Annotated in this window: 23 protein-coding genes; 17 read left to right on the plus strand and 6 right to left on the minus strand. The window is 47.0% G+C overall.

Annotation, left to right across the window (positions count from 1 at the left end; all coding sequences use genetic code 11):
* The first annotated feature begins 2 nt into the window (after window positions 1–2).
* Entirely contained in the window at window positions 3–506 is a 504-nt protein-coding gene (locus tag Q4Q50_RS14460; RefSeq protein ID WP_311899885.1) for a pilus assembly FimT family protein, read from the plus strand.
* 192 nt (window positions 507–698) lie between these two features.
* Window positions 699–1,358, plus strand: coding sequence for a class I SAM-dependent methyltransferase (locus Q4Q50_RS14465; protein ID WP_006082745.1), 660 nt, complete (start codon window positions 699–701; stop codon window positions 1,356–1,358).
* A 99-nt stretch (window positions 1,359–1,457) separates the two neighbouring features.
* Here Q4Q50_RS14465 and Q4Q50_RS14470 read toward each other — a convergent pair whose 3' ends face one another.
* On the minus strand, window positions 1,458–1,958 hold the full coding sequence (locus Q4Q50_RS14470; protein WP_006082746.1) for a zinc ribbon-containing protein: 501 nt from the start codon (window positions 1,956–1,958) through the stop codon (window positions 1,458–1,460).
* Window positions 1,959–2,079: 121 nt separating this feature from the next.
* On the opposite strand from Q4Q50_RS14470, the gene leuS reads away from it, so the two are divergent.
* The 14 genes from leuS (at window position 2,080) to lipA (ending at window position 16,240) form a co-directional block, all read left to right on the plus strand.
* A complete protein-coding gene (leuS, locus tag Q4Q50_RS14475; protein ID WP_311899888.1) occupies window positions 2,080–4,659 on the plus strand; it encodes a leucine--tRNA ligase in 2,580 nt (859 codons plus the stop codon).
* A gap of 100 nt (window positions 4,660–4,759) precedes the next feature.
* Window positions 4,760–5,254 carry an LPS-assembly lipoprotein LptE gene (locus Q4Q50_RS14480; RefSeq protein WP_006086960.1) on the plus strand — a complete coding sequence of 165 codons (495 nt, stop codon included), beginning with the start codon at window positions 4,760–4,762 and terminating at the stop codon, window positions 5,252–5,254.
* 35 nt (window positions 5,255–5,289) lie between these two features.
* Window positions 5,290–6,321 carry a DNA polymerase III subunit delta gene (holA, locus tag Q4Q50_RS14485; protein ID WP_012587018.1) on the plus strand — a complete coding sequence of 344 codons (1,032 nt, stop codon included), beginning with the start codon at window positions 5,290–5,292 and terminating at the stop codon, window positions 6,319–6,321.
* Between the two features lie 24 nt (window positions 6,322–6,345).
* A complete protein-coding gene (gene nadD, locus Q4Q50_RS14490; RefSeq protein WP_311899890.1) occupies window positions 6,346–6,996 on the plus strand; it encodes a nicotinate-nucleotide adenylyltransferase in 651 nt (216 codons plus the stop codon).
* A 107-nt stretch (window positions 6,997–7,103) separates the two neighbouring features.
* On the plus strand, window positions 7,104–7,433 hold the full coding sequence (gene rsfS / locus Q4Q50_RS14495; protein ID WP_006082751.1) for a ribosome silencing factor: 330 nt from the start codon (window positions 7,104–7,106) through the stop codon (window positions 7,431–7,433).
* The gene (rlmH, locus tag Q4Q50_RS14500; protein ID WP_006082752.1) at window positions 7,433–7,903 is read left to right on the plus strand and encodes a 23S rRNA (pseudouridine(1915)-N(3))-methyltransferase RlmH; all 471 of its coding nucleotides are present in this window, start codon (window positions 7,433–7,435) and stop codon (window positions 7,901–7,903) included. The genes rsfS and rlmH overlap by 1 nt, the downstream gene beginning before the upstream one ends.
* A 61-nt stretch (window positions 7,904–7,964) precedes the next feature.
* The gene (mrdA, locus tag Q4Q50_RS14505; RefSeq protein WP_311899893.1) at window positions 7,965–9,821 is read left to right on the plus strand and encodes a penicillin-binding protein 2; all 1,857 of its coding nucleotides are present in this window, start codon (window positions 7,965–7,967) and stop codon (window positions 9,819–9,821) included.
* Window positions 9,818–10,924 carry a rod shape-determining protein RodA gene (gene rodA / locus Q4Q50_RS14510; protein ID WP_106651373.1) on the plus strand — a complete coding sequence of 369 codons (1,107 nt, stop codon included), beginning with the start codon at window positions 9,818–9,820 and terminating at the stop codon, window positions 10,922–10,924. Before mrdA ends, rodA begins: the two co-directional genes overlap by 4 nt.
* A 16-nt stretch (window positions 10,925–10,940) precedes the next feature.
* Window positions 10,941–12,011, plus strand: a complete 1,071-nt coding sequence (gene mltB / locus Q4Q50_RS14515; protein WP_311899895.1) for a lytic murein transglycosylase B — start codon at window positions 10,941–10,943, stop codon at window positions 12,009–12,011.
* On the plus strand, window positions 11,995–12,828 hold the full coding sequence (locus Q4Q50_RS14520) for a septal ring lytic transglycosylase RlpA family protein (protein ID WP_259522239.1): 834 nt from the start codon (window positions 11,995–11,997) through the stop codon (window positions 12,826–12,828). The genes mltB and Q4Q50_RS14520 overlap by 17 nt, the downstream gene beginning before the upstream one ends.
* Before the next feature lie 141 nt (window positions 12,829–12,969).
* Window positions 12,970–14,145 carry a serine hydrolase gene (locus Q4Q50_RS14525; protein WP_106651376.1) on the plus strand — a complete coding sequence of 392 codons (1,176 nt, stop codon included), beginning with the start codon at window positions 12,970–12,972 and terminating at the stop codon, window positions 14,143–14,145.
* A gap of 119 nt (window positions 14,146–14,264) precedes the next feature.
* On the plus strand, window positions 14,265–14,531 hold the full coding sequence (gene ybeD, locus Q4Q50_RS14530) for a DUF493 family protein YbeD (RefSeq protein WP_063883373.1): 267 nt from the start codon (window positions 14,265–14,267) through the stop codon (window positions 14,529–14,531).
* Window positions 14,532–14,624: 93 nt separating this feature from the next.
* A complete protein-coding gene (gene lipB / locus Q4Q50_RS14535; protein ID WP_063883405.1) occupies window positions 14,625–15,278 on the plus strand; it encodes a lipoyl(octanoyl) transferase LipB in 654 nt (217 codons plus the stop codon).
* A complete protein-coding gene (lipA, locus tag Q4Q50_RS14540; RefSeq protein ID WP_283627954.1) occupies window positions 15,275–16,240 on the plus strand; it encodes a lipoyl synthase in 966 nt (321 codons plus the stop codon). The genes lipB and lipA overlap by 4 nt, the downstream gene beginning before the upstream one ends.
* Before the next feature lie 163 nt (window positions 16,241–16,403).
* Here the strand turns inward: lipA and rimI are convergent, their stop codons facing one another.
* Window positions 16,404–16,952, minus strand: a complete 549-nt coding sequence (gene rimI / locus Q4Q50_RS14545) for a ribosomal protein S18-alanine N-acetyltransferase (protein WP_371830300.1) — start codon at window positions 16,950–16,952, stop codon at window positions 16,404–16,406.
* Between the two features lie 48 nt (window positions 16,953–17,000).
* The gene (locus tag Q4Q50_RS14550) at window positions 17,001–17,366 is read right to left on the minus strand and encodes a hypothetical protein (protein ID WP_106651378.1); all 366 of its coding nucleotides are present in this window, start codon (window positions 17,364–17,366) and stop codon (window positions 17,001–17,003) included.
* Window positions 17,367–17,619: 253 nt separating this feature from the next.
* Between Q4Q50_RS14550 and dpsA the strand changes: the two genes are divergently transcribed.
* Complete coding sequence (gene dpsA / locus Q4Q50_RS14555) at window positions 17,620–18,087, plus strand: DNA starvation/stationary phase protection protein DpsA (protein WP_311899901.1); 468 nt, start codon at window positions 17,620–17,622, stop codon at window positions 18,085–18,087.
* 137 nt (window positions 18,088–18,224) lie between these two features.
* On the opposite strand, the gene Q4Q50_RS14560 is transcribed toward dpsA, so the two are convergent.
* From Q4Q50_RS14560 to Q4Q50_RS14570, 3 genes are all read right to left on the minus strand, one after another.
* Window positions 18,225–19,529 carry an acetyltransferase domain-containing protein gene (locus Q4Q50_RS14560; protein WP_311899903.1) on the minus strand — a complete coding sequence of 435 codons (1,305 nt, stop codon included), beginning with the start codon at window positions 19,527–19,529 and terminating at the stop codon, window positions 18,225–18,227.
* Window positions 19,519–21,690, minus strand: a complete 2,172-nt coding sequence (locus Q4Q50_RS14565) for a TonB-dependent siderophore receptor (RefSeq protein WP_311899905.1) — start codon at window positions 21,688–21,690, stop codon at window positions 19,519–19,521. Before Q4Q50_RS14565 ends, Q4Q50_RS14560 begins: the two co-directional genes overlap by 11 nt.
* Window positions 21,691–21,775: 85 nt before the next feature.
* Complete coding sequence (locus Q4Q50_RS14570) at window positions 21,776–22,066, minus strand: DUF2607 family protein (protein WP_028761491.1); 291 nt, start codon at window positions 22,064–22,066, stop codon at window positions 21,776–21,778.
* Window positions 22,067–22,147 lie beyond the last annotated feature (81 nt).

The following is a 22,147-nucleotide window of genomic DNA, read 5'->3' on the forward strand; positions in this document are numbered from 1 at the left end:
CCATGCGTTACGCAATCAATAAACAAGATGCGGCTGGCTTTACCTTGATAGAACTGGTCGTGGTGATTATTGTACTTGGGATCTTGGCAGTGATTGCCGCGCCTAAATTTATCGGTTTGAGTAAAGAGGCTCGGGTACAAACCCTGAGCCAATTACAGGCCAGCGTAAAAACCGCCAACACACTGGCCTACTCCAAAACGCAAATGCCCAGCCTGCGAAGCCAAGCCGTTGCAGGCCGCGACGATATTATTGATATCGACCTCAATGGTGATGGCACGCCCGATACCAGATTGAAATGGGATTACCTCGATAATACCGATGTGGAAAACTGGATCACCTCAGATGATAAGCTCATCATTCAATATCAAGGCGTTGATATCACTTACATAGGTTACGATCTTAACAACAATACCTTAGTAGATGACGATCAATGCTATTTCCGCTACACCCAAGCCAGCGATGCCAACACCCCGCCGCTATATGATGTCAACACCCAAGGTTGTTAGGCTGACACTCAGTTAACCTGTGTTATCCCGCAATTGTCTGCGAATAGATTAGGCTGATTGCGCGTTCCACGTTAAGGTGAACGATTAGACGTGGCCTTATACCAATCATAGTTACTGTTACTGTGTCTGCATAGCCAATAGATTGGTACCATTACCTCGTTCCTTAACTAAGGTACACATCAAGGCAACTCTATGGCACTGCTTCGCGTGCGCTACCAAACCCACGAGTTTGGCGATCTCGATATTCATGTCAGAACCCTAAGAGACAATCAGGAATTTGACGACATCGATGGCGAAGCTGAAAAGCTCGGTATTTCCTCCGCAACTTGGCCGTTATTTGGCATAGTCTGGCCATCGAGCCAAGTGCTCTCACACCACATGGCAGACTACAAAATTGGCAATAAACGTATTCTTGAAGTGGGCTGTGGCATTGGGCTCGCGAGTCTAGTGCTCAACCATAGACACGCCGATATCACAGCAACCGACTATCACCCAGAATCAGGAAATTTCCTTAAGCAGAATGTCGATTTAAATCATGGTCGGGCGATCCCGTTTGTGCGCACTGGCTGGGCTGATGCAGAAACGAATTTAGGCTTATTTGATCTGATCATTGGTAGCGATCTCTTGTACGAACAAGAACATGCCGATCTGTTGTCACAATTTATTGAGCAGCATGCTAAACCGGTTTGCGATGTGGTCTTGGTTGATCCCGGTCGTGGTAATCATGCCAAATTCAGTAAACGTATGGTCACCTTAGGTTACGAACACACACAACATAAACCCATTCACACTGAATTCTTATTGGCGCCTTTCGGTGGCCAAATCCTCAGTTACTGTCGTACGAACAGCTGATATTGTCTGATTAACCAAGATAGCGGTGATTTCGGTTTAATTGATCAAAAAAAAACGACGCAGATGCGTCGTTTTAACGAAATAAGATCGTTAACGCGACTAAGGCGTTAGCGGCTCGCGGGTAAATTCTTCGTGATCACACTCTGGGCAATCAGGGATGGGACTCGGAAATTCAATACTCATTTCATTGCCACAGTTAGTGCATACCATGATGCCCTGACTTACTATGTCGCCACTTTTGTAATAACCATTTTGCTTAAAATCTTGCGTTAATTCATGCCATTCCACTTGGCTGCGATCGGTTATTTCACCCAACCAATGCCAAAGCGTATTCTCCAAAGTAATCACAGTTTGGCTGTGGCTCAGACTATCGGCGTTCTGCTCGCGAAGAAAACTGGTAATATCACGTTTTAAGAATTGTTCTACTAAAGCGAGCTCATCTTCTCCAGCCTGTTGTTTAAGACGTAAAAACTCCTTACCTTGAGTGACAGAGTTAAATAAGTTCTTTACAGTCAGCGTGTTATCTTCTGCAAATTGAGCTTTCACTTCGGTAATTAAGGCTTGATACAGTCCTAGTAACACGTTACTTCTATCATTCATAACCAATACTCCTTCATACGAACCTTTTTAATGCATCGCTTCTAGTTTATTCTATGCAGATCTTACTCGCGCTGATATGGCGTTAGATCAAATAATAGGCGGCACTGCCGGAAATAGAGTGATGCAAGAGCAATATAATCCCTCAGAAATTGAAGCCTTAGTGCAAAAGCACTGGCATGACAACAAAACCTTCGAAGTCACTGAAGACGCAAACAAAGAAAAGTTTTATTGCCTTTCGATGTTTCCGTACCCTTCTGGCAGACTCCACATGGGACACGTACGCAACTATACCATAGGTGACGTAGTTGCACGCTTTCAACGTCTTCAAGGCAAAAACGTGCTCCAGCCTATTGGTTGGGACTCCTTTGGTTTGCCCGCAGAAAATGCCGCGATTAACAACAAGACTGCGCCTGCGCCATGGACCTATGAAAACATAGAATACATGAAGAACCAGCTGAAATTGCTGGGTTTTGGTTACGATTGGAGCCGTGAAATCGCCACTTGTACCCCTGAATATTATCGCTGGGAACAATGGTTCTTCACTAAGTTGTACGAGAAAGGCCTAGTCTATAAAAAGACAGCTTCAGTCAACTGGTGTCCAAACGATGAAACCGTACTGGCGAACGAGCAAGTTCAAGACGGTTGCTGCTGGCGCTGTGATACCCCTGTGGAACAAAAAGAAATTCCACAGTGGTTTATTAAGATCACTGCCTATGCAGAAGAATTGTTAAACGATATCGATACCTTAGATGGCTGGCCTGAACAGGTCAAGACCATGCAGCGCAACTGGATTGGTCGCAGCGAAGGTGTGGAAATGACCTTCGGCGTCGCAGGTCACGATAAAAGCTTCGATATCTATACCACACGTCCAGATACCTTAATGGGCGTGACCTATGTGGCGATTGCCGCAGGTCATCCATTGGCTGAAATCGCCGCGCAAACGAATCCTGAGCTTGCCGCCTTTATCGATGAGTGCAAAAACAGCACAACATCAGAAGCCGAACTCGCGACAATGGAAAAACGCGGTGTCGCTACAGGGCTTTTCGCCATTCATCCTATCACTGGTAAGCAAGTCCCGATTTGGGCAGCTAACTTTGTGTTGATGAACTATGGCACAGGCGCTGTGATGTCAGTTCCAGGCCACGACCAACGTGACTTTGAATTTGCAAAAAAATATGGTCTAGCAATTGAGGCTGTGATCAAGCCAGTTGATGGCGAAGTGGACATTAGCGAAGCCGCTTATACCGAAAAAGGCGTACTGTTTAACTCGGGTGAGTTCGACGGTTTAGACTTTGAAGCAGGCTTTAATGCCATCGCTAATAAGTTAGTTGCCGAAGGTAAAGGCAAGCGCCAAGTCAACTATCGTCTGCGCGATTGGGGTGTTTCACGTCAGCGTTACTGGGGCGCACCTATTCCTATGGTGACCTTAGCCGACGGCACTGTGATCCCAACGCCAGCAGATCAACTGCCAGTATTGCTGCCAGAAGATGTCGTGATGGACGGGATTCAAAGCCCTATCAAAGCCGATAAAGAATGGGCGAAAACCCAAGTCAACGGTCAAGATGCGCTGCGCGAAACCGATACCTTCGATACCTTTATGGAATCATCTTGGTATTACGCCCGTTATTGCAGCCCGCATGCAGACGAAATGTTAGATCCCGCTAAAGCCAACTACTGGCTACCTGTGGATCAATACATTGGCGGTATCGAACACGCTTGTATGCATTTGTTATATTTCCGCTTCTTCCACAAGTTGCTGCGTGATGCAGGTCTGGTTAACTCTAACGAGCCAGCCAAACAACTGCTGACCCAAGGTATGGTGTTGGCCGATGCTTTCTACTACATCAACGAAAAAGGCGCCCGTGTATGGGTTTCTCCTTTAGATGTAGCGACCACAGAAAAAGACGACAAGGGCCGCATTACTAAGGCTATCGACAAAGACGGCAATGAGCTGGTTTATACCGGCATGAGCAAGATGTCTAAGTCGAAAAACAACGGTATCGATCCTCAAGTCATGGTCGAAAAATACGGCGCCGATACCGTTCGCCTATTTATGATGTTCGCCTCACCACCAGAATTAACTCTGGAATGGCAAGAGTCTGGCGTTGAAGGCGCACACCGCTTCATTAAACGTCTGTGGAAATTGGCAAACGAGCATGTGAACCAAGATAACAGCGAAGCCTTAGATGTCAGCACGTTAACAAGTGACCAAAAAGCGCTGCGCCGTGAAGTCCACAAGACTATCGCTAAAGTGACCGACGATATCGGCCGCCGTCAGATGTTCAACACTGCGGTTGCCGCCGTGATGGAACTGATGAACCATCTGCAAAAAGCGCCACAAACCACAGGTCAAGACAACGCCATTATCGGCGAAGCCTTATCGGCCATAGTGCGTTTGCTGTACCCTATCATTCCGCATGTGAGCTTTAACCTGTGGAACGAGTTAGGCAATGCAAGCAACATCGAAGATAGCCAATGGCCAGTCGTTGATGAAGCTGCGCTCGTTGAAGACAGCAAGCTCATCGTTGTGCAAGTTAACGGTAAAGTTCGCGCAAAAATCACAGTGGCTGCCGATGCTGATAAAGAATCAGTAGAAGCATTAGGTATGAGTGATGAGCACGTGATCAAATACCTAGACGGCCTGACGGTGCGTAAAGTGATCTATGTGCCGGGCAAACTGCTTAGCATAGTGGCTAACTAACGGCTGCTAATAACTCGCTATACTCAAAGCTATTGAAGTTGCAGCATAGCTGCAACTTCAAGTCCGCAGGGTATACCACGAATAGGAAACCGCGAAATCTATGCTAATCAAACGCATATGCTTCGCAATCATGGCACTAGTGATTATGACTAGCGCCGGTTGCGGTTTTAAGCTTCAACGCAGTTATCAAATCCCCGATGTCCTCAATCATTTGAGTTTGAGCAGCGCGGATGAATACAGCGAACTCACCCGTTTAGTACGTGAACGCCTGCGCTTGAATAATATCCAAGTTGTCGACGCCGCCGATGACGTTCCAGTATTAAGGTTAATCACCGACTCTCTAGAACGCTCGACCTTATCTTTGTATCCCACGGGTAACGTCGCCGAGTATGAGCTGATTTATTTAGTCGAATTTGCTGTGGCATTGCCGGGCAAAGAAGCGCAGCCTTTCAAGGTTGAAATTCGCCGCGACTACTTAGACGATCCACGTACCGCATTGGCAAAGAGTCGTGAAATGGAATTGCTGACGAAGGAAATGCGTATCCAAGCTGCGGATCGTATTCTGCAAGCGATGGCCAGTACTGAGGTGAATTAATGCGGGCCATCAATTCAATGCGGATAATCGACTAAATGAGAGTCTATCCCGATCAACTCTCCCGCCACCTTAACCAATTATTTCCTTGTTATCTGATTTTTGGTGATGATCCTTGGTTGATTGAAACCACCAAAGATCAGATCCGCCAATTCGCCAAGCGTCAGGGATTCGATGAAAAAGTCCAACTCATTCAAGAGACGGGCTTTAATTGGAACGACCTGACTCAGGAATGGCAGGCCATGAGCCTGTTTTCCAGTAAGCGTCTGATTGAGTTAACCCTTCCACAATCTAAGCCCGGTGCCGAAGGCTCAAGCACACTGCAAGCCCTATTGCAGACGCCCAATCCCGATATGCTGTTGATTATCGAAGGGCCAAAGCTCGCCAACGAGCAAACCAACAGCAAATGGTTTAAGACCTTAGATGCCCATGGCATGTATCTGCCCTGCGCCACGCCAGAGGGCGATCAGTTTATGCGCTGGCTTGATGGCCGCATCAAGCACTTTAAGCTCAATCTGCAGCCGGATGCCCGCGCTATGTTGCATTCGCTTTATGAAGGCAATTTACTGGCTGCCGATCAAGCCATGCAGTTGCTGCAACTCCTGAGTCCAACAAATCCCGTCAGTGCCGATGAACTGAGCCACTATTTTGAGGATCAGTCGCGCTTCACCGTATTCCAACTCACGGATGCATTACTGAATAATAAACAGGATAGCGCGCAGCACATGCTGGCCCAGCTCAATGGCGAAGGCACAGCCTTACCTATCCTGCTGTGGGCCTTGTTTAAAGAGCTCGGCTTGTTATTCAATTTGAAATGCGAGCAAGCCCAAGGCGTCGCGCTGAGTGCGCTCTGGAGTAAACATCGAATTTGGGATAAACGTAAGCCTCTTTATCAAGCGGCGCTGCAACGGCTCAGCCTCGAACAGCTCGAACACATGCTCGCCCTTGCCTCGAAACTTGAGCTCAACTTAAAGCAGCAGGGTAAAGAGGACTGGACTGGGCTGAGCCACCTGTGTCTGTTATTTGATCCTCGAGCCCATCGGCATCTGGCACATATAGCCATAGACTAATCATAGGTTAACCAAAGAGTTGATATGCGCATTGGTATTTTAGGCGGCACCTTCGACCCGATACACTATGGTCATATCCGTCCGGCGATTGAAGTGAAACACGCATTAGCCTTGGATAAAATCCTGCTGATGCCGAACCATATTCCGCCCCATAAACATCAGCCTAACTTAACCACAGCGCAGCGGCTTAATATGGTTGCCGATGTCTGCTCGCAGCTTGATGGCTTTGAGCTGTGCGATATCGAGGCAAAGCGCGACACGCCTTCCTACACAGTGGTCACCCTAGAGCAACTGAAAGCCTTACATCCTGAAGATGAGCTGTTTTTTATCATGGGGATGGACTCTTTCATCCAATTACAAAGCTGGCATGAGTGGCAACGCTTGTTCGACTTTGCCTATCTCGTTGTCTGCCAGCGCCCGGGGTGGCAGCTCGATGCTGCGCATCCTATGCAGCAGATATTAACGGCCCGCAGTCAAGCGCCCCAAGAAACACACGAAGAGCATGCTAAAAGTACCCATAAAAACAGTGGGCAGATTTTCCCTGTGACAATTACGCCACAGGATATTTCCTCGACTCAAATCCGCGAACAACTGGCAAAAGGCGAAATTCCCGCCGATTTACTCATGCCCATCACGCTAGATTACATCCAAAATCAACGACTTTACTTACCTTAGCTCGAACCGTAAGCAGATATCGCCAACTCAACTGCCAATGGCAATGTATTCCCAGCAGCAACACTGGTATACTACCGCGCTATTTAAAATTAATGAGGTACGCCAGCGTGCAGAGCGCGGAATTAAAACAGTTTGTTGTCGACAAGATCGACGACTTGAAAGCCAGAGACGTTGTTGTTCTGGATGTCAGCAAGCAATCTAACATCACTGACTACATGGTCATATGTTCAGGTACATCAAAGACTCACGTTAAAGCTATCGCTGAAAACCTTGTGGTTGAAGCGAAAAAAGCCGGTATTCCACCTTTAGGTGTTGAAGGCCGCGAAAGCAGCGAATGGGTTCTTGTGGACATGGGCGATGTGATCCTGCACGTTATGCAAGATCAAACCCGTGATTTCTACCAGCTTGAAAAGCTCTGGTCAGAAAAGCAAGACTGATGAAGTTACAGCTCATCGCAGTAGGAACACGGATGCCCGATTGGGTTACCCGTGGTTTCGAAGAATACCAGCGCCGTTTTCCCCGTGATATGGCGCTGGAGCTCATCGAAATACCCGCTGGAAAGCGGGGGAAAAATGCCGACATTGTCCGGATCCTTCAAAAGGAAGGCGAACAAATGTTGGCGGCTATTCCCAAAGGCAATCATATTGTTAGCTTAGATCTCCCCGGAAAAAACTGGACGACCCCCGAGCTTGCAACCGCGTTGACTAAATGGCAACTCGATGGTCGCGACGTCAGTTTACTGATCGGCGGACCTGAAGGATTAGCGCCAGCTTGCAAAGAAGCGGCAAACCAAAGTTGGTGCCTATCGGCATTAACCTTACCTCATCCCTTAGTTAGGGTTGTGGTCGCCGAAAGTTTGTACCGCGCGTGGAGCGTGAACACGAATCACCCCTACCATAGAGAATAGCGGGATCTTGATGTTAACGAGTGTCAACCACCCGTCATGGGATCAGCCGGAGATAGCATAAGTGTCGCCAAAAAAGCGGATAACAATGCATGATCACGCCGCCGAGGCGTCTCTTTTTAAGCGCCGAGCGCTATTCACTTTTTTTTGCGTTTTCGCCCTATTAAGCGTATTAGTCACCAACCTTTATCATTTACAGGTTGAATCCTATAAGGATTATGCAACTCGCTCGAATGATAATCGCATTCGTGTTGTTCCCATTGCTCCTAGTCGCGGCCTCATTTACGATCGTAACGGCGTGCTGTTAGCCGAAAACTTACCCTTCTATTCCCTCGATCTGGTTCCTGAAAAAATCAGTAACATGTCAGAGACCTTAGATGAGCTCGGCAAGTTAATTGAGATCAGTGAAGATGAACGCGAAACCTTTACCGAAGCGCTGAAATTTCATCGCCGCTTCAAACCACTGACGCTCAAAAACCAGCTCACCGAAGAGCAAGTGGCGATTTTCAGTGTTAACCAACATAAATTTCCAGGCATTTCCGTCGAAGCGGGTCTGAAGCGTAATTATCCCTACGGCGCGCAAATCACCCATGTGCTGGGTTATGTTGGCAAGATTAACACCCGAGACAGAGCCCAGTTAGAGCGCAGCGATCTGTGGAAAAACTATGCGGCCACCAAGGACATTGGTAAGCAAGGCATTGAAAAGTTTTATGAATCCCTACTGCATGGCAAACCGGGGCACTTAGAAGAAGAAGTGAACAACCGCGGCCGCGCAATTCGTACCTTAAAAATAGTACCGCCAGAGCCGGGACAAGATATTTACCTGACCTTAGATCTCAAGCTGCAACAAAAAGCGGTTGAGCTACTCACAGGTTTGCGTGGTTCTATTGTCGCAATCGATCCCCGTGATGGTGGGGTTTTAGCTATGGTATCGAGTCCAAGCTATGATCCAAACCAATTTGTGCAAGGGATTAATAACAAAGATTACAGCGCCTTGCTCAATGATAAATCACGACCTTTGATCAACCGTGCAACCCAAGGCCAATATGCGCCAGCATCAACCATCAAGCCACATCTTGGACTTTTAGGGCTTGATGAAAAAGTCATTACCGAGAGCACCCGCGTATGGGACCCAGGTTTTTGGCAGATTCCTGGTGTTGAACGTAAGTACCGCGACTGGAAACGCTGGGGACACGGCTGGGTTAACGTCTACAGTGCCATTACTGAATCCTGTGATACCTTCTTCTACGAACTCGCCTACAAAGTTGGGGTAGACCATATTGCTCGCTTTATGGAGCAATTTGGCTTTGGTCAAAATACCGGAATCGATATCTTTGAAGAATCTTCTGGCAACATGCCATCCAAAGAATGGAAACGCTTAAAGTACAATCAAGCTTGGTACATAGGCGATACCATTTCCGTCGGTATTGGCCAAGGTTATTGGACGGCAACCCCATTACAATTGGCGAATGCAGTAGGCATTATGGCGAATAAGGGCCGTCGTTTCCCGCCGCATCTGCTGAGATCGATTAAAGACAATACTGCCAAAATTGACTCTCCGATTAATGAGTTACCACCAATCGAACTTAAAAATCCCCGTAACTGGAATATCATTAACGAAGCGATGCGCCAGACGGCACATAAGTCACGTTTCACTGATGCCACTTACACCGCCGCAATGAAAACCGGTACGGCGCAGGTCATTGGCGTGGCCGAAAATACCAAATATGATGCAAATAAAATTGCCGAACATTTCCGCGATAATGCCTTAGTTGTGGCCTATGCGCCCTTCGAAGATCCTAAAATCGTCCTCGCCGTCGTGATGGAAAACGCAGGATGGGGTGGCGCAAATGCTGGCCCTGTCGCCCGCGCCATGCTCGATGAATATATGCTTAGAGATACTTGGAAACCGCAGCCATGAGTAGCCATAGCCAATATCAAAACATCTGGCAACGCTTGCACATAGACTTGCCATTATTGCTCGGCCTATTGGCTGTCATGGGCTTTGGCCTGTTCGTCATCTATTCTGCCAGCGGCGAAGATTTAGAGATGATGGAGCGGCAGCTATTCCGTATGGTGTTGTCGCTCGGCATTATGTTCACTATGGCTCAGATCAATCCTGAGGCGCTTAAACGCTGGGCCCTACCCATTTATCTGGCGGGGATTGTCTTGCTGCTCGGGGTACATTTTTTCGGTGAAATTAACAAAGGCGCACAACGCTGGTTGAACTTAGGCTTTATGGAGTTTCAACCCTCAGAACTGATTAAGCTTGCCTTCCCCATCACAATGGCTTGGTATATCAGTAAGTTCCCTCTGCCGCCGAAGAAACGCTATCTTGCTGGTGCTGCTGTAATCTTACTGGTGCCGACTCTGCTTATCGCAAAACAACCCGATCTCGGAACCTCGATTCTGGTGGCCGCATCGGGGATTTTCGTGTTGTTTTTATCGGGCATGAGTTGGATCATTGTCGGCGGTTTTATCGCGGCAGTACTCGCCTTCCTGCCTATTCTTTGGTATTTCTTGATGCACGATTACCAAAGAACGCGGGTATTAACCTTACTCGATCCTGAGCAAGATCCATTGGGGGCGGGTTATCACATTATTCAGTCGAAAATCGCAATTGGCTCCGGCGGACTTTGGGGCAAAGGCTGGCTCGACGGTACTCAATCGCAACTTGAATTTATCCCCGAGCGCCATACCGATTTTATCTTTGCGGTGATCGGTGAAGAATTTGGCTTAATTGGCAGTATCTTACTGTTAATTATGTACCTTTATATTATTGGCCGCGGCTTAGTCATCGCTTCGCGCGCCCAAACCAGTTTCGCTCGACTACTCGCAGGTAGTATCACGCTGACCTTTTTCGTTTATGTTTTTGTGAATATTGGCATGGTTTCAGGTATCCTGCCCGTGGTCGGTGTACCACTGCCCCTTGTCAGTTACGGTGGAACCTCCATGCTGACATTGATGACAGGGTTTGGCATTCTTATGAGCATTCATACCCATAGACGTTTCGTAGATAGATAATTTTTAGGGACTTTTCATGCCTACTCTCCGAGCTTTTTTAGCTCCACTCGGCTTACTGTGTTTAAGCTCATGCTTAGTCGCCTGTACCACGGCGAACGAACCGACACCCATGCAGGCACCCGCTCCAAGCACGCCAGTGGCGCCGGCCGCTGAAATCGCGCCCACAATTCCCGCTGAACTCAAAGAAGAGTTTATCCAAGCTCAAGTAAAACAAGGTTTTACTCGGGCAGAAGTGCTCGCTTTTCTCGATAAAGCAACATACAACCAAGGGGTTATCGATGCAATGACCCGCCCATGGGAAGCAAAACCTTGGCATGTGTATTATCCCATCTTCTTAACCGAGAAACGCCTCGACGCAGGTCTTGCCTTTTGGAAAAAACACGAGAAAACCATCGCCAAAGCGGCGGCCAAGTACCAAGTTGATCCACAGGTTATTGTCGCCATCATCGGCATTGAAACCTTCTACGGCCAATACACGGGCAATTATCCTGTGATTGATGCCCTCTATACCCTAGGTTTTCACTATCCGCCGCGCGCCACCTTTTTCCGTAAGGAATTTGGCGAGCTGATGAAGTTAGTGAAAGAAGAACATTTAGATATCGATACCCTCAAGGGCTCCTACGCGGGTGCTATGGGTTATGGGCAGTTTATTCCCTCAAGTTACCGCCATTACGCGGTTGATTTCGATGGCAGTGGCAATCGCGATCTATTACAAAGTCCAGAGGATGCTATCGGCAGTGTGGCCAATTATTTCCATGAACACGGTTGGCAAGCCAATGCGCCGGTCGCTTTACCGTTAGTCAATAACAGCAAAGCAGCACCTAAAGCGAAAGTGTGGGCAGGTGAAAAGCTGAACTATAAAGTTGCAGATATTTTAACGCCGACCTTAGCCCTCGCCGATGCCCGGGACTTAGATGTTTCGCAAAAAGCCTTATTGATTGAGCTAGAACAAGCCGATCACAGTGACTACTGGCTTGGCTTAAATAACTTTTATGTGATCACTCGCTATAATCGTAGCCCTTTGTATTCAATGGCCGTTTATCAATTTAGCCAACAATTAAAAGAACAGCATGCCTCTAAAAAATAATCTTTTACAGCTTGCCGCCTTAGTTATGTGCTTCGCCCTTGCGGCGTGTTCTTCGAGCCCAAACAACGCCAGCAAGAAAAATATGGACCCGAACAAGGGCCGTTATTCGCTGAAAAATGACAAGCTGCCACTGAATCCACCGAATGTGGATAATGTGCCGAACGCGACGCCTAAGTACGAGCCCTATAGCCGCCGTGGCAACAAACCTTATACGGTTTACGGTGAGTCTTATACTGTGATGAACACGGGCCAAGGCTTTAGTGAAACTGGTCGCGCCTCTTGGTATGGTGAAAAATTCCATGGCTACGAGACCTCTAATGGCGAGCCCTATGACATGTATTCCATGTCGGGCGCCCATAAGACACTGCCACTGCCGAGTTACGCTCGGATCACTAACTTAGATAACAATAAGCAAGTGATCATTCGCATCAACGACCGTGGACCATTCCACTCAGATCGTATTCTCGATGTCTCCTACGCCGCCGCCTATAAACTCGGTATGCTCGGCAAAGGCACAGCACGGATCAAACTGGATGTGGTTTATGTTGGCAGTGTTGCAGCCACTAATTCTGGCGTAGCCAGCGCGCAAGATACGGGCAATCATTACATTCAGTTAGTTGCCTCCAAAGATAGGGCCAAACTCAATGCCATGGCGAAAGAGCTTGAACAGAAATATCAGGTCAAGACCCGTGTACAAGCGGCAAACAATATGTTTAGACTACAGCTCGGCCCCATAGGCCAGCCAGAGTTAGCCGATAAGCTACTCAATAACGTCAAGCAAAATGGGTTTCCTGAGGGCTATATCGTCCATGAATAATGACCGTTTGCTCTGAACAGAATTGATTTAAAAATAGAGATGAAGGAACCTTCACTAAAACTCACTGTCCGAAAGTGGTACACTGTTGAAGATCTTCTCGAATCCTTTCCATTTAATACAACTAAAAGACGTGCCAAGTTAATGATGAATTTTGTAAAAAGTCCCATTAAAACATTGCTGCTAATTTCCAGTGTCTCTCTCCCCGTTTATGCTGCGCAGCCTATTATTACACCTGATGCACCTTCAGTAGCCGCCAAAGCGTTCGTATTGATGGATTATAATTCGGGCCAGATTATCGCTGAAAGTAACGCTTACGAAAGCCTTAACCCAGCCAGTCTAACTAAGATGATGACCAGTTACGTGATCGGTCAAGAAATCAAAGCGGGCAATGTCTCCGTTGATGATGATGTGACTATCAGTAAAAATGCTTGGTCTAAAAACTTCTCTGACTCTTCTAAGATGTTCATTGAAGTCGGCACTACGGTTAAAGTGGGTGATCTAAACCGCGGTATCATTATTCAATCGGGTAACGATGCATGTGTGGCCATGGCCGAACACATAGCTGGTACTGAAGGCGCCTTCGTTGACATGATGAATTCATGGGCCAAACAACTGGGAATGCGTGATAGCTACTTCGAAAACTCCCACGGTTTAGATGCAGAAAATCACAAATCTACCGCCTATGATATGGCATTACTGGGCGCCGCGTTAATTCGCGACGTACCAGAAGAATACCGCGTCTACAGCGAGAAATTCTATACCTTCAATGGTATCAAACAATACAACCGTAATGGCTTATTGTGGGATAACAGCATGAACGTGGACGGCATTAAAACCGGCCACACATCAGGTGCAGGCTACAACTTAGTGGCATCGGCCACCAAAGACGGCATGCGCTTAATTTCAGTGGTAATGGGCACGCAAAGTGAATCAGCCCGTAAAGCTGAAAGTAAGAAATTACTGACCTATGGCTTCCGCTTTTTCGAAACGGTAACCCCCTATAAAGCTGGCGACAGCTTTATTACTCAGCCGATTTGGTACGGTGACAAGAGCACGGTTGATTTAGGCGTGGCAACTGACACACCTATCACCATTAGCCGTGGCCGTGGTAAAGACTTAAAAGCCAACTTTGAACTGACTAAACCATTAGATGCTCCTTTGAAGAAAGGCGAAACGGTTGGCCGTCTATTCTTCCAACTTGACGGTAAAGATATTGCCCAGTTCCCACTGGTGACATTGCAAGAAGTCAACGAAGGCAGCTGGTTTAGTAAATTAGTTGATTACTTTAAACAACTGTTTTCTGGTTGGTTTAGCTAAGCTAAATCATATAAATAAAGCCACCTCTGGGTGGCTTTATTTTTTTGGCTGCCGCCGCCCTTGAATCGGGTATAATAACCACCATATAGACTTCATTGAAACAGCTAAGAGTACTGATTATGTTAGGCACTAAATTTGATGAACTGATGGATTTCCCCTGCGCATTTCCTTTCAAGGTCGTCGGCGAAGCCCATGAAACGCTAACTGACAAAGTCGTGGCTGTGGTCCAAAAACATGCACCAGGTGATTATTCGCCATCGACCAAAACATCGAGCAAAGGTAGCTATCACTCCATTACTATCCGCGTGACTGTGACCAGCAAAGACCATATCGAAATTTTGTACACAGAACTTGCCGCCATTGAAGGCGTACGCCGCGTACTATAAATATTCCTCAAGGCCATGAAATGTGATCTGTCTTACATTTATGGTCAAGAGGCGTATAATAGCGCCACTCAATTCTAAGGGGAGAGGTTGCCCTTGCAAGACACGACTTTGCACATTCGACATCTTGGAAAACAAGATTACGAATCAGTGTGGCATGCGATGCAGCATTACACGGATACGCGCGACAGCGAAAGCCATGATGAACTGTGGATTGTCGAGCATCCGCCCGTGTTTACCCAAGGCCAAGCCGGCAAGAGCGAGCATATTTTAAATGCTGGCGATATTCCGGTTATCCAAGTAGATCGCGGCGGTCAAGTCACTTACCACGGCCCAGGCCAACTAGTGGTATATCCTCTTCTCGATATAAAACGTAGTAAAGTCGGCGTACGTCAACTCGTCACCCATATAGAGCAAAGCATTGTCGATATGCTCGCCAAGTACGGCATTAACGCTTATGCCAAGGCCGATGCGCCGGGCGTATATGTGGATGAACGCAAAATCGCCTCCCTAGGATTACGCATTCGTAAAGGCTGTTCATTCCATGGATTAGCCCTCAATGTCGACATGGATCTGGCGCCATTTCGCCGCATCAACCCTTGTGGTTATGCCGGTCTTGAAATGGTGCAATGCAAAGCGCTTGGCGGACCACAAACCGTGATTGAAGCAGGCGAGCAACTCACCATTACTTTTAGCCAATTACTGGGCTATCAACACCTAGTTCATCATCAAGGATTAGCAGCGTCATGAATAGGCCTGAACGTTTACAACCCGGAGTAAAATTAAGAGATGCCGATAAAGTGTCTCGTATTCCGGTCAAAATCGTCCCCTCAGAGCGCGACACTATGTTGCGTAAACCCGATTGGTTACGGGTTAAACTGCCGGCATCGAATCAACGCATTTTAGAGATCAAGCAAGCACTGCGTAAAAATGGCCTGCACTCGGTCTGTGAAGAGGCTTCTTGCCCTAACCTCGCCGAATGCTTTAACCACGGCACAGCGACCTTTATGATTTTGGGTGCGATTTGTACCCGTCGTTGTCCATTCTGCGACGTAGCCCATGGTCGTCCGCTTAAGCCTGACGCTGAAGAGCCGGTTAAATTGGCGCAAACGATCCGCGATATGAAGCTGAAATACGTGGTTATCACTTCGGTAGATCGTGACGATTTACGTGATGGTGGCGCCCAGCATTTTGCCGATTGTATCCGCGAAATTCGTAAACTGAATCCAGATATCAAGATCGAAACCTTAGTGCCTGATTTCCGTGGTCGTATCGATGCCGCCTTAGATATTTTATCGACTGAGCCGCCTGATGTGTTCAACCACAACTTAGAAACAGCGCCAATGCATTATCGTAAAGCGCGCCCGGGTGCAAATTACCAATGGTCGCTCGATCTGCTCAAACGCTTTAAAGAACGTCATCCAAATGTGCCGACTAAATCTGGCCTGATGATGGGACTGGGTGAAACCAATGAAGAAATCGCCCAAGTGCTACGTGACCTGCGTGAGCACAAGGTTGAAATGCTGACCTTAGGCCAATACCTACAACCGTCTAAGTTCCACTTGCCGGTTGAACGTTATGTGCCACCAGCAGAGTTTGATGAGCTTAAAGCCTTAGCCGATGAATTAGGTTTTACCCATGCAGCCTGTGGCCCATTAGTGCGTTCAAGCTACCATGCAGACCTGCAAGCCCAAGGTAAAGAAGTGAAATAACCTTCTTGCTTAGATGTAGAGCTCAAGTGATGTAGAGTTCAGGGTTAATAAAATATAAAAGCAGCGCTTAAGCGCTGTTTTTTTTATGAAATGTTTTATAGCTGTTGTTTATAACCACTACTCAACTAGCCATCGTTTTACAACATGAATGCTAATGCTCAACTTATTCTTGGGTTATCGCTAAATCCATCAAGATAGCATCTTCTTTACCGCCAGCTATTGGGTAGTAACCTTTGCGACGTCCCGATTCAATAAAGCCAGCCTTTTGATATAAAGCACGGGCGGCAAGATTGGATTCTCGCACTTCTAGCATAAGCACCACGGCGTCCGAAGCCTTGGCCGAAGCTACCACAGCCTTAAGTAATAACTTGCCGTAACCTTTGCCCTGCTGGCTTGGTAATAGGCAAATATCCAACAAAGTCACTTCATCAACAATTTGCTGCACTATCGCAAAGCCTAAAAGACCATCGACCGAATCCGAAACTGAAGCTGCGTTAGGTTTCGCCTGCTTTAAACCTAGAACTCGGTATAAATGCCCGAAACAATCAGCAAGATTGCCCTCACTCATGGGGTGGCTATGGGCCATAGATTCAAGCTGCGCCATTTGAGGAACATCTTTAAGCGTGAGTGCCACAAGCTCAACAGGCAAACCTGCTGTCAATTGTGCTGCGAAGGGTGTTGTGAATAGACTATCTTCTGGTGGGATGTTCAACGCTGGTATTCCAAAGTATTGGTTATTAATGATATTTACGAGTAAAGATCAAGACTTGCTTGGAGCTTGGCCACTCACTTGCTCGCGCCATTGGTAAATCTGCTGCCAGAGCGCGCTTTTAGCCTGCCAACCCACTAATAAATCGGCCAAGGGTTCAGACACTAACCATGCGGTACGTGGCCTAACTTTATGGCGGCGCAAATCCCAGACAATCTGTTTACCCGTATGGGGCTCACAATCAAAATCACATTCATCACGCTTTATGTCGATAAGTGTTAGCACAGCGTCAATCAGTGGCTCAGCCTCGGGTAACTCACCGTGTTCATCCCAAATCACTAAATAAGGTTTCACCTTAGTGTCGCGCACTCGCCAAGTTGTCACATTCATGGCGGTTAAATAGGCTGATTTATTCATTAGGGTCAGTTTTATTCAATTCAAGTATCGACTCACAACATGCCGCTAGGATAGCAGTTCTGCCTAGGCATTGTTACTGCCATGCGGCTAAGGGAGTTGGGCACAAGCCGATTAATGGCAGCACAATTACGACGTTTAACGCAGGAAAGTTCAATCGAATTTATAGATTTACAAAATCTAATTTACTAATTTTACATTTAATATCAGAAGATTAGACTGAACGCACTCAGTAAGACAATAGCAGGAGAACGCCATGATTAACATAGGTATCAATCAAGCCAACAGAGAAGAAATCGCCGCTGGCCTTAACCAACTATTGGCAGACAGCTACAGTCTTTACCTTAAGACTCACAGCTTTCACTGGAACGTTACCGGCCCCATGTTCACTAGCCTGCATTTGCTATTTGAACAGCAGTATACCGAGCTTGCCCTTGCGGTCGACCTTATCGCAGAGCGAGTACGTGCATTAGGCGCCAGAGCGCTAGGGTCCTATTCGGCTTATGCCGCACTGACTGAAATTAAAGAAGATCAGGGCGTCACCAAAGCCGAAACCATGATCCGCGAATTGTTAAACGATCAAGAGTTAGTGATCCGTAATGCTAGAGCCCTGTATCCACAGGTGAATCAAGCTAATGATGAAGCCACTGCGGACTTGCTTACCCAGCGCATTCAACAGCATGAGAAAAATGCCTGGATGCTACGCAGCTTATTAACGGAATAATTAACTAACCCGATTGCGGCACAAGTCAAACAAAAAGTCGCCAAGCATAACCGCTTGGCGACTTTTCTTTAAAGCGACATGACTCAGGTTTAAAAGTACTTAGGTTTAGAAGCGCTTAAATTTAGAAGCTTTTTAATTTAGAGGTACTTAATCCAAGCCTGAGTGCTGTGTTTTTTATACTCGCTAAACCGCTTAACGGGATAATACAGCGCGATAGCTAACACGCCCGCGATGAACCAAATCCATCCCATACTATTCACCCCAAATAATTCACCATGGTTCGCACCAAAAATGAATTTCGCTAAGCTATAAAGCATTAATAACACGTACAAATGTAAGATATAGAAGAACATAGGTACTGAGCCAAACACAGACAACCCATGGCCGACTCGCGCTAATCTCTCACTACCACTCTCGCCCGCTTTTCCTGCTGATGAAAAGTGTCGCTCAAACACCACCAAGCAGAAAAACATGCCGCCTAAGGTCACCAGTAAAAAGCTTAATGATGGTGGGTATTTGGTTAAGTTGAATACCGACATTAAGGTTTCACCCAAATGTGCCCCCGCCTGCCAAGGCAAGGTTTCGCCATAGAGGTTAAACCCGCGTAGCACTGCAAAAAGTACCCAACAGCTTATCCCTAACCTCAGCAGTGTTTGCTGGCGCTGCGAGGCTTCAAGCAGATTACTATTCAGTTTTTGACTGAAAATAGGCCCAGCCACATAACCCAGTAAAATCACGCCCATCCAAGGCAGCGCAGGATAACTCACTTTGATCTTAAGCGCCCCTTCACTGACAAGATATCCGCGGTCGTGCAATAGGGTCCACAGGCTATAAGCCCATTCACTCGGCTGAAAATGAATTGGCGTCAACAGATTATGACCAAAGACAATCGCTAACCCTAAAACAGCCATCCAATGTCTAGGCAGATTTATCAGTGCCGCCAGCGTTAACATGCTCAGGCCGATCACCCAAATGACCTGCAACCAGAGCGTGTGGTAGTTGCCCATCCAAGAGATATTAATCACTAAGATTTCGAGCACGATTAAAAATAAGCCACGTTTAATCAAAAACGCCCGCGCTGAACGCGGCTGTCCATGACTGCGATTGGCATAAAGCCAAGCAGAAACGCCCGTTAGAAACACAAACACTGGCGCACAAAAATGCGCGGCAAAGCGGCTTAGAAAAAGTCCCCAAGAGGTCGAACTCAAATCCATGGGGTCGCTCACCTGCATATGCAGGAAAAACCGTTCCCGCACATGGTCGAGCAGCATGATGAGCATCACCAGGCCGCGCATCATATCGATACTATTGATGCGACTCTTGATACCAGTTCGGACGATAGCTGGAGTCGATTCTTGGACGGCAAAACCTGACGGTAACTCAGGACTTGTGTTTATGCACGAACTGATGTTAGAGCTGTTATTAGAAATGTTAGAACTCATAGCTGACACTCACTTTAATGCTACGTGGCTCACCCGGCACAGCCCAGAGCGCTGAATAACTGCTGGCGATGTAATCTTCATCCAATAAGTTGTCCAGATTGACGCCAAGGATGAAGTTATCGCTCAGGTGAGTATTCATAAACAGTCCAACTAACTGATAAGAAGGCAATTGAAAGCTAGGATCGGCAGAATCACCGAGGCGCGAATCCACATATCGCCAGCTCAGTCCTAAATGTCCATCAATAGAAAGCCTATTCAAATCCTGTTTCAGAATCACACTCGCGGTATGTTTGGGCACATTCACCAATGGACTTCCCGCAGGGATAAGCACGCCCCAGTCGGGATTCAAGCTGTCGTTGGCAGTGCGGGTATTCAAATAGGCGTAGGATAATTTTGCCTGTAAATCCTCCGTCAGCTCGGCAACTAAATCGAGTTCAACGCCGCTACTTTTGGCTTTACCTAAGGTGGCAGAAAAACCAACATTGATAGGATCTGAGGTCAAGATATTGCTCTTTTGGGCATCGAACACGGCTAAACTACCGTTTATAGGAAGATCGTTTAACCAAGTACCATTAAACTTCATCCCCAGTTCAACCGACTGACTCTCTTCCGCTTCGAAGGGCTTACCCGCAAAGTCAGTTCCAGAAAGCGGTAAAAAGCCTTCAGAATAAGAGCTATAGAAACTTAAGGCATCGGACCATAAATACACCAGACCCACCTTGGGGCTGACTCTACTATCGGTTTGCTCTGACAGAGTATCTTTCGCGACTTCACTGATATCTTGCTGATAACTATCGAACCTTAACCCAAGGTGCAACTTCCACTTTTCTGTTAAATCCATTTGATCTTGCAGATAGGTCCCCCACGCCTTTTGAGTCTCGTTATTCTCATACAACAAACTCACCTCTGGCTGAGGTCCGCCATATTGCGGCTCATAAATATCAATGGCATATTCGCCCTTTTGGCCGCGATAGCGATACAAGCCTGTTTTTAAACTGTAGCGATAGGCATCGGCGCCGAGCAGCAAATTGTGGCGAATAAAACCCGTATCCATATGGCCACTTAACTCTAGACGCAGCGAATTATCCTCAGAGGCGTAGTCACGATATCTGTGCTGCCTAGTCAGTGTGCGACCATCATCAAATAGCGATTGCCGCCCCTTTGCTAACTCAGCATCAGACGAATACCCCTTCAAGCTAGAGTCTCGGTAGTTATAGCCAGCAGTTAATGACCAATCATCATTTAATTCATAGTCATAGGTCAGCTGATGCCCTGTGGCATTCACCTCCGTTGCGCCATCATTAGGCTCACCTAAATAACGCGAGCGGGGTACGGTATTAATATCGTTATTGAGCACAATAATACCGCGATCGAATAGCTGTTCCTGCTTGAGGTATTCCATTTCATACAGCAAGGAAGCTTTTTCGGAAATCTGCCAACGCATAGACGGCGTAACGATTTTTTTATCGCTAAACACATAATCACGAAAACTATCGTGTTCCTGCCAAGCGCCATTAATCCGAAATGCCAAGTTATCGGTTAAACCAGAGGTCACATCACCTTCTAACCGATATTGGTCGAAACTCCCAGCCGACGCCTTTAAATAACCACTGGTTTCATATTGGGGTTTCTTAGTGACGATATTAACTGTGCCACCGGGCTCCGAGCGGCCATAAAGTGCCGAACCTGGGCCTTTTAAAATCTCGACATAGGCAACGTTTGATAAATCTCTATGACCACTAAAACCTCGGCCACCATTAAATCCATTAATTAAATACCCCGATGGCATGTTTTCGTTGCCCGGAAAGCCGCGTAGGGAAAAACTATCCCATAAGCCGCCGCCATTATTTTGCCGCGCCACACTCGCGGAATAGTCCAGTACATCTTGAAACCGCGTCAGTCCCGCATCTTTTATCAATTGCTCGTCTAACACACTGATCGCTTGGGGAAGTTCAGTTGAGGACACATTGCCACGATAGGCTTGGCGATAGTGGATACTTAAACGTTCAATGTCAGTGTCAAGCACTGCGTCACTTACAGTATCAATAGCTTGTGAACTCGATTGACTGCTTTCTGCGGCCAACAGCATTGAAATAGGATTGAGCACAAACAAGGCGCCCAGCAACAGCGCAGTGCGCTTAGGGACATAAAAAGAAGTCATTTTCACTCCGAAAATAAACAGCATCGGCGCCTTAGCTAAGCCAAGGCGCTCAAAGTTAATTAAGATAAATTAAATAAACAGTAACTTATGCTGTTATGGGCGGAGCACGACTATTGAAGAAACGACTAAAAGGTCGCTTAAAGGAAACGGCCTGAAACTCAACCGAAATATAACCCTGTTGAGCGAGTTGGAAATGAAAGGGTGTACTGGTTAGCGCATGTTGCAACTGGTGCTGATGTAAGCACAGCGAACAATTGGCCTTGGAGTCTTCACTAGCATGGGAAACACTGTGAACAGCAATGGCAACAGACAATAGCACCAATATGGCAGCAAGCCATATTGCTAGGGTGCGTCTTGTTTGTATCACACTATTCAAACCCTACTTCCTCAGATAATTTGGCAGGCGATTGTATGTTAAGCACTACTAAAGTTGCAAACCGATTTACCTAAGCCGTAG

This window comes from Shewanella scandinavica (assembly GCF_031932065.1).
GTDB classification, from domain to species: domain Bacteria; phylum Pseudomonadota; class Gammaproteobacteria; order Enterobacterales; family Shewanellaceae; genus Shewanella; species Shewanella baltica.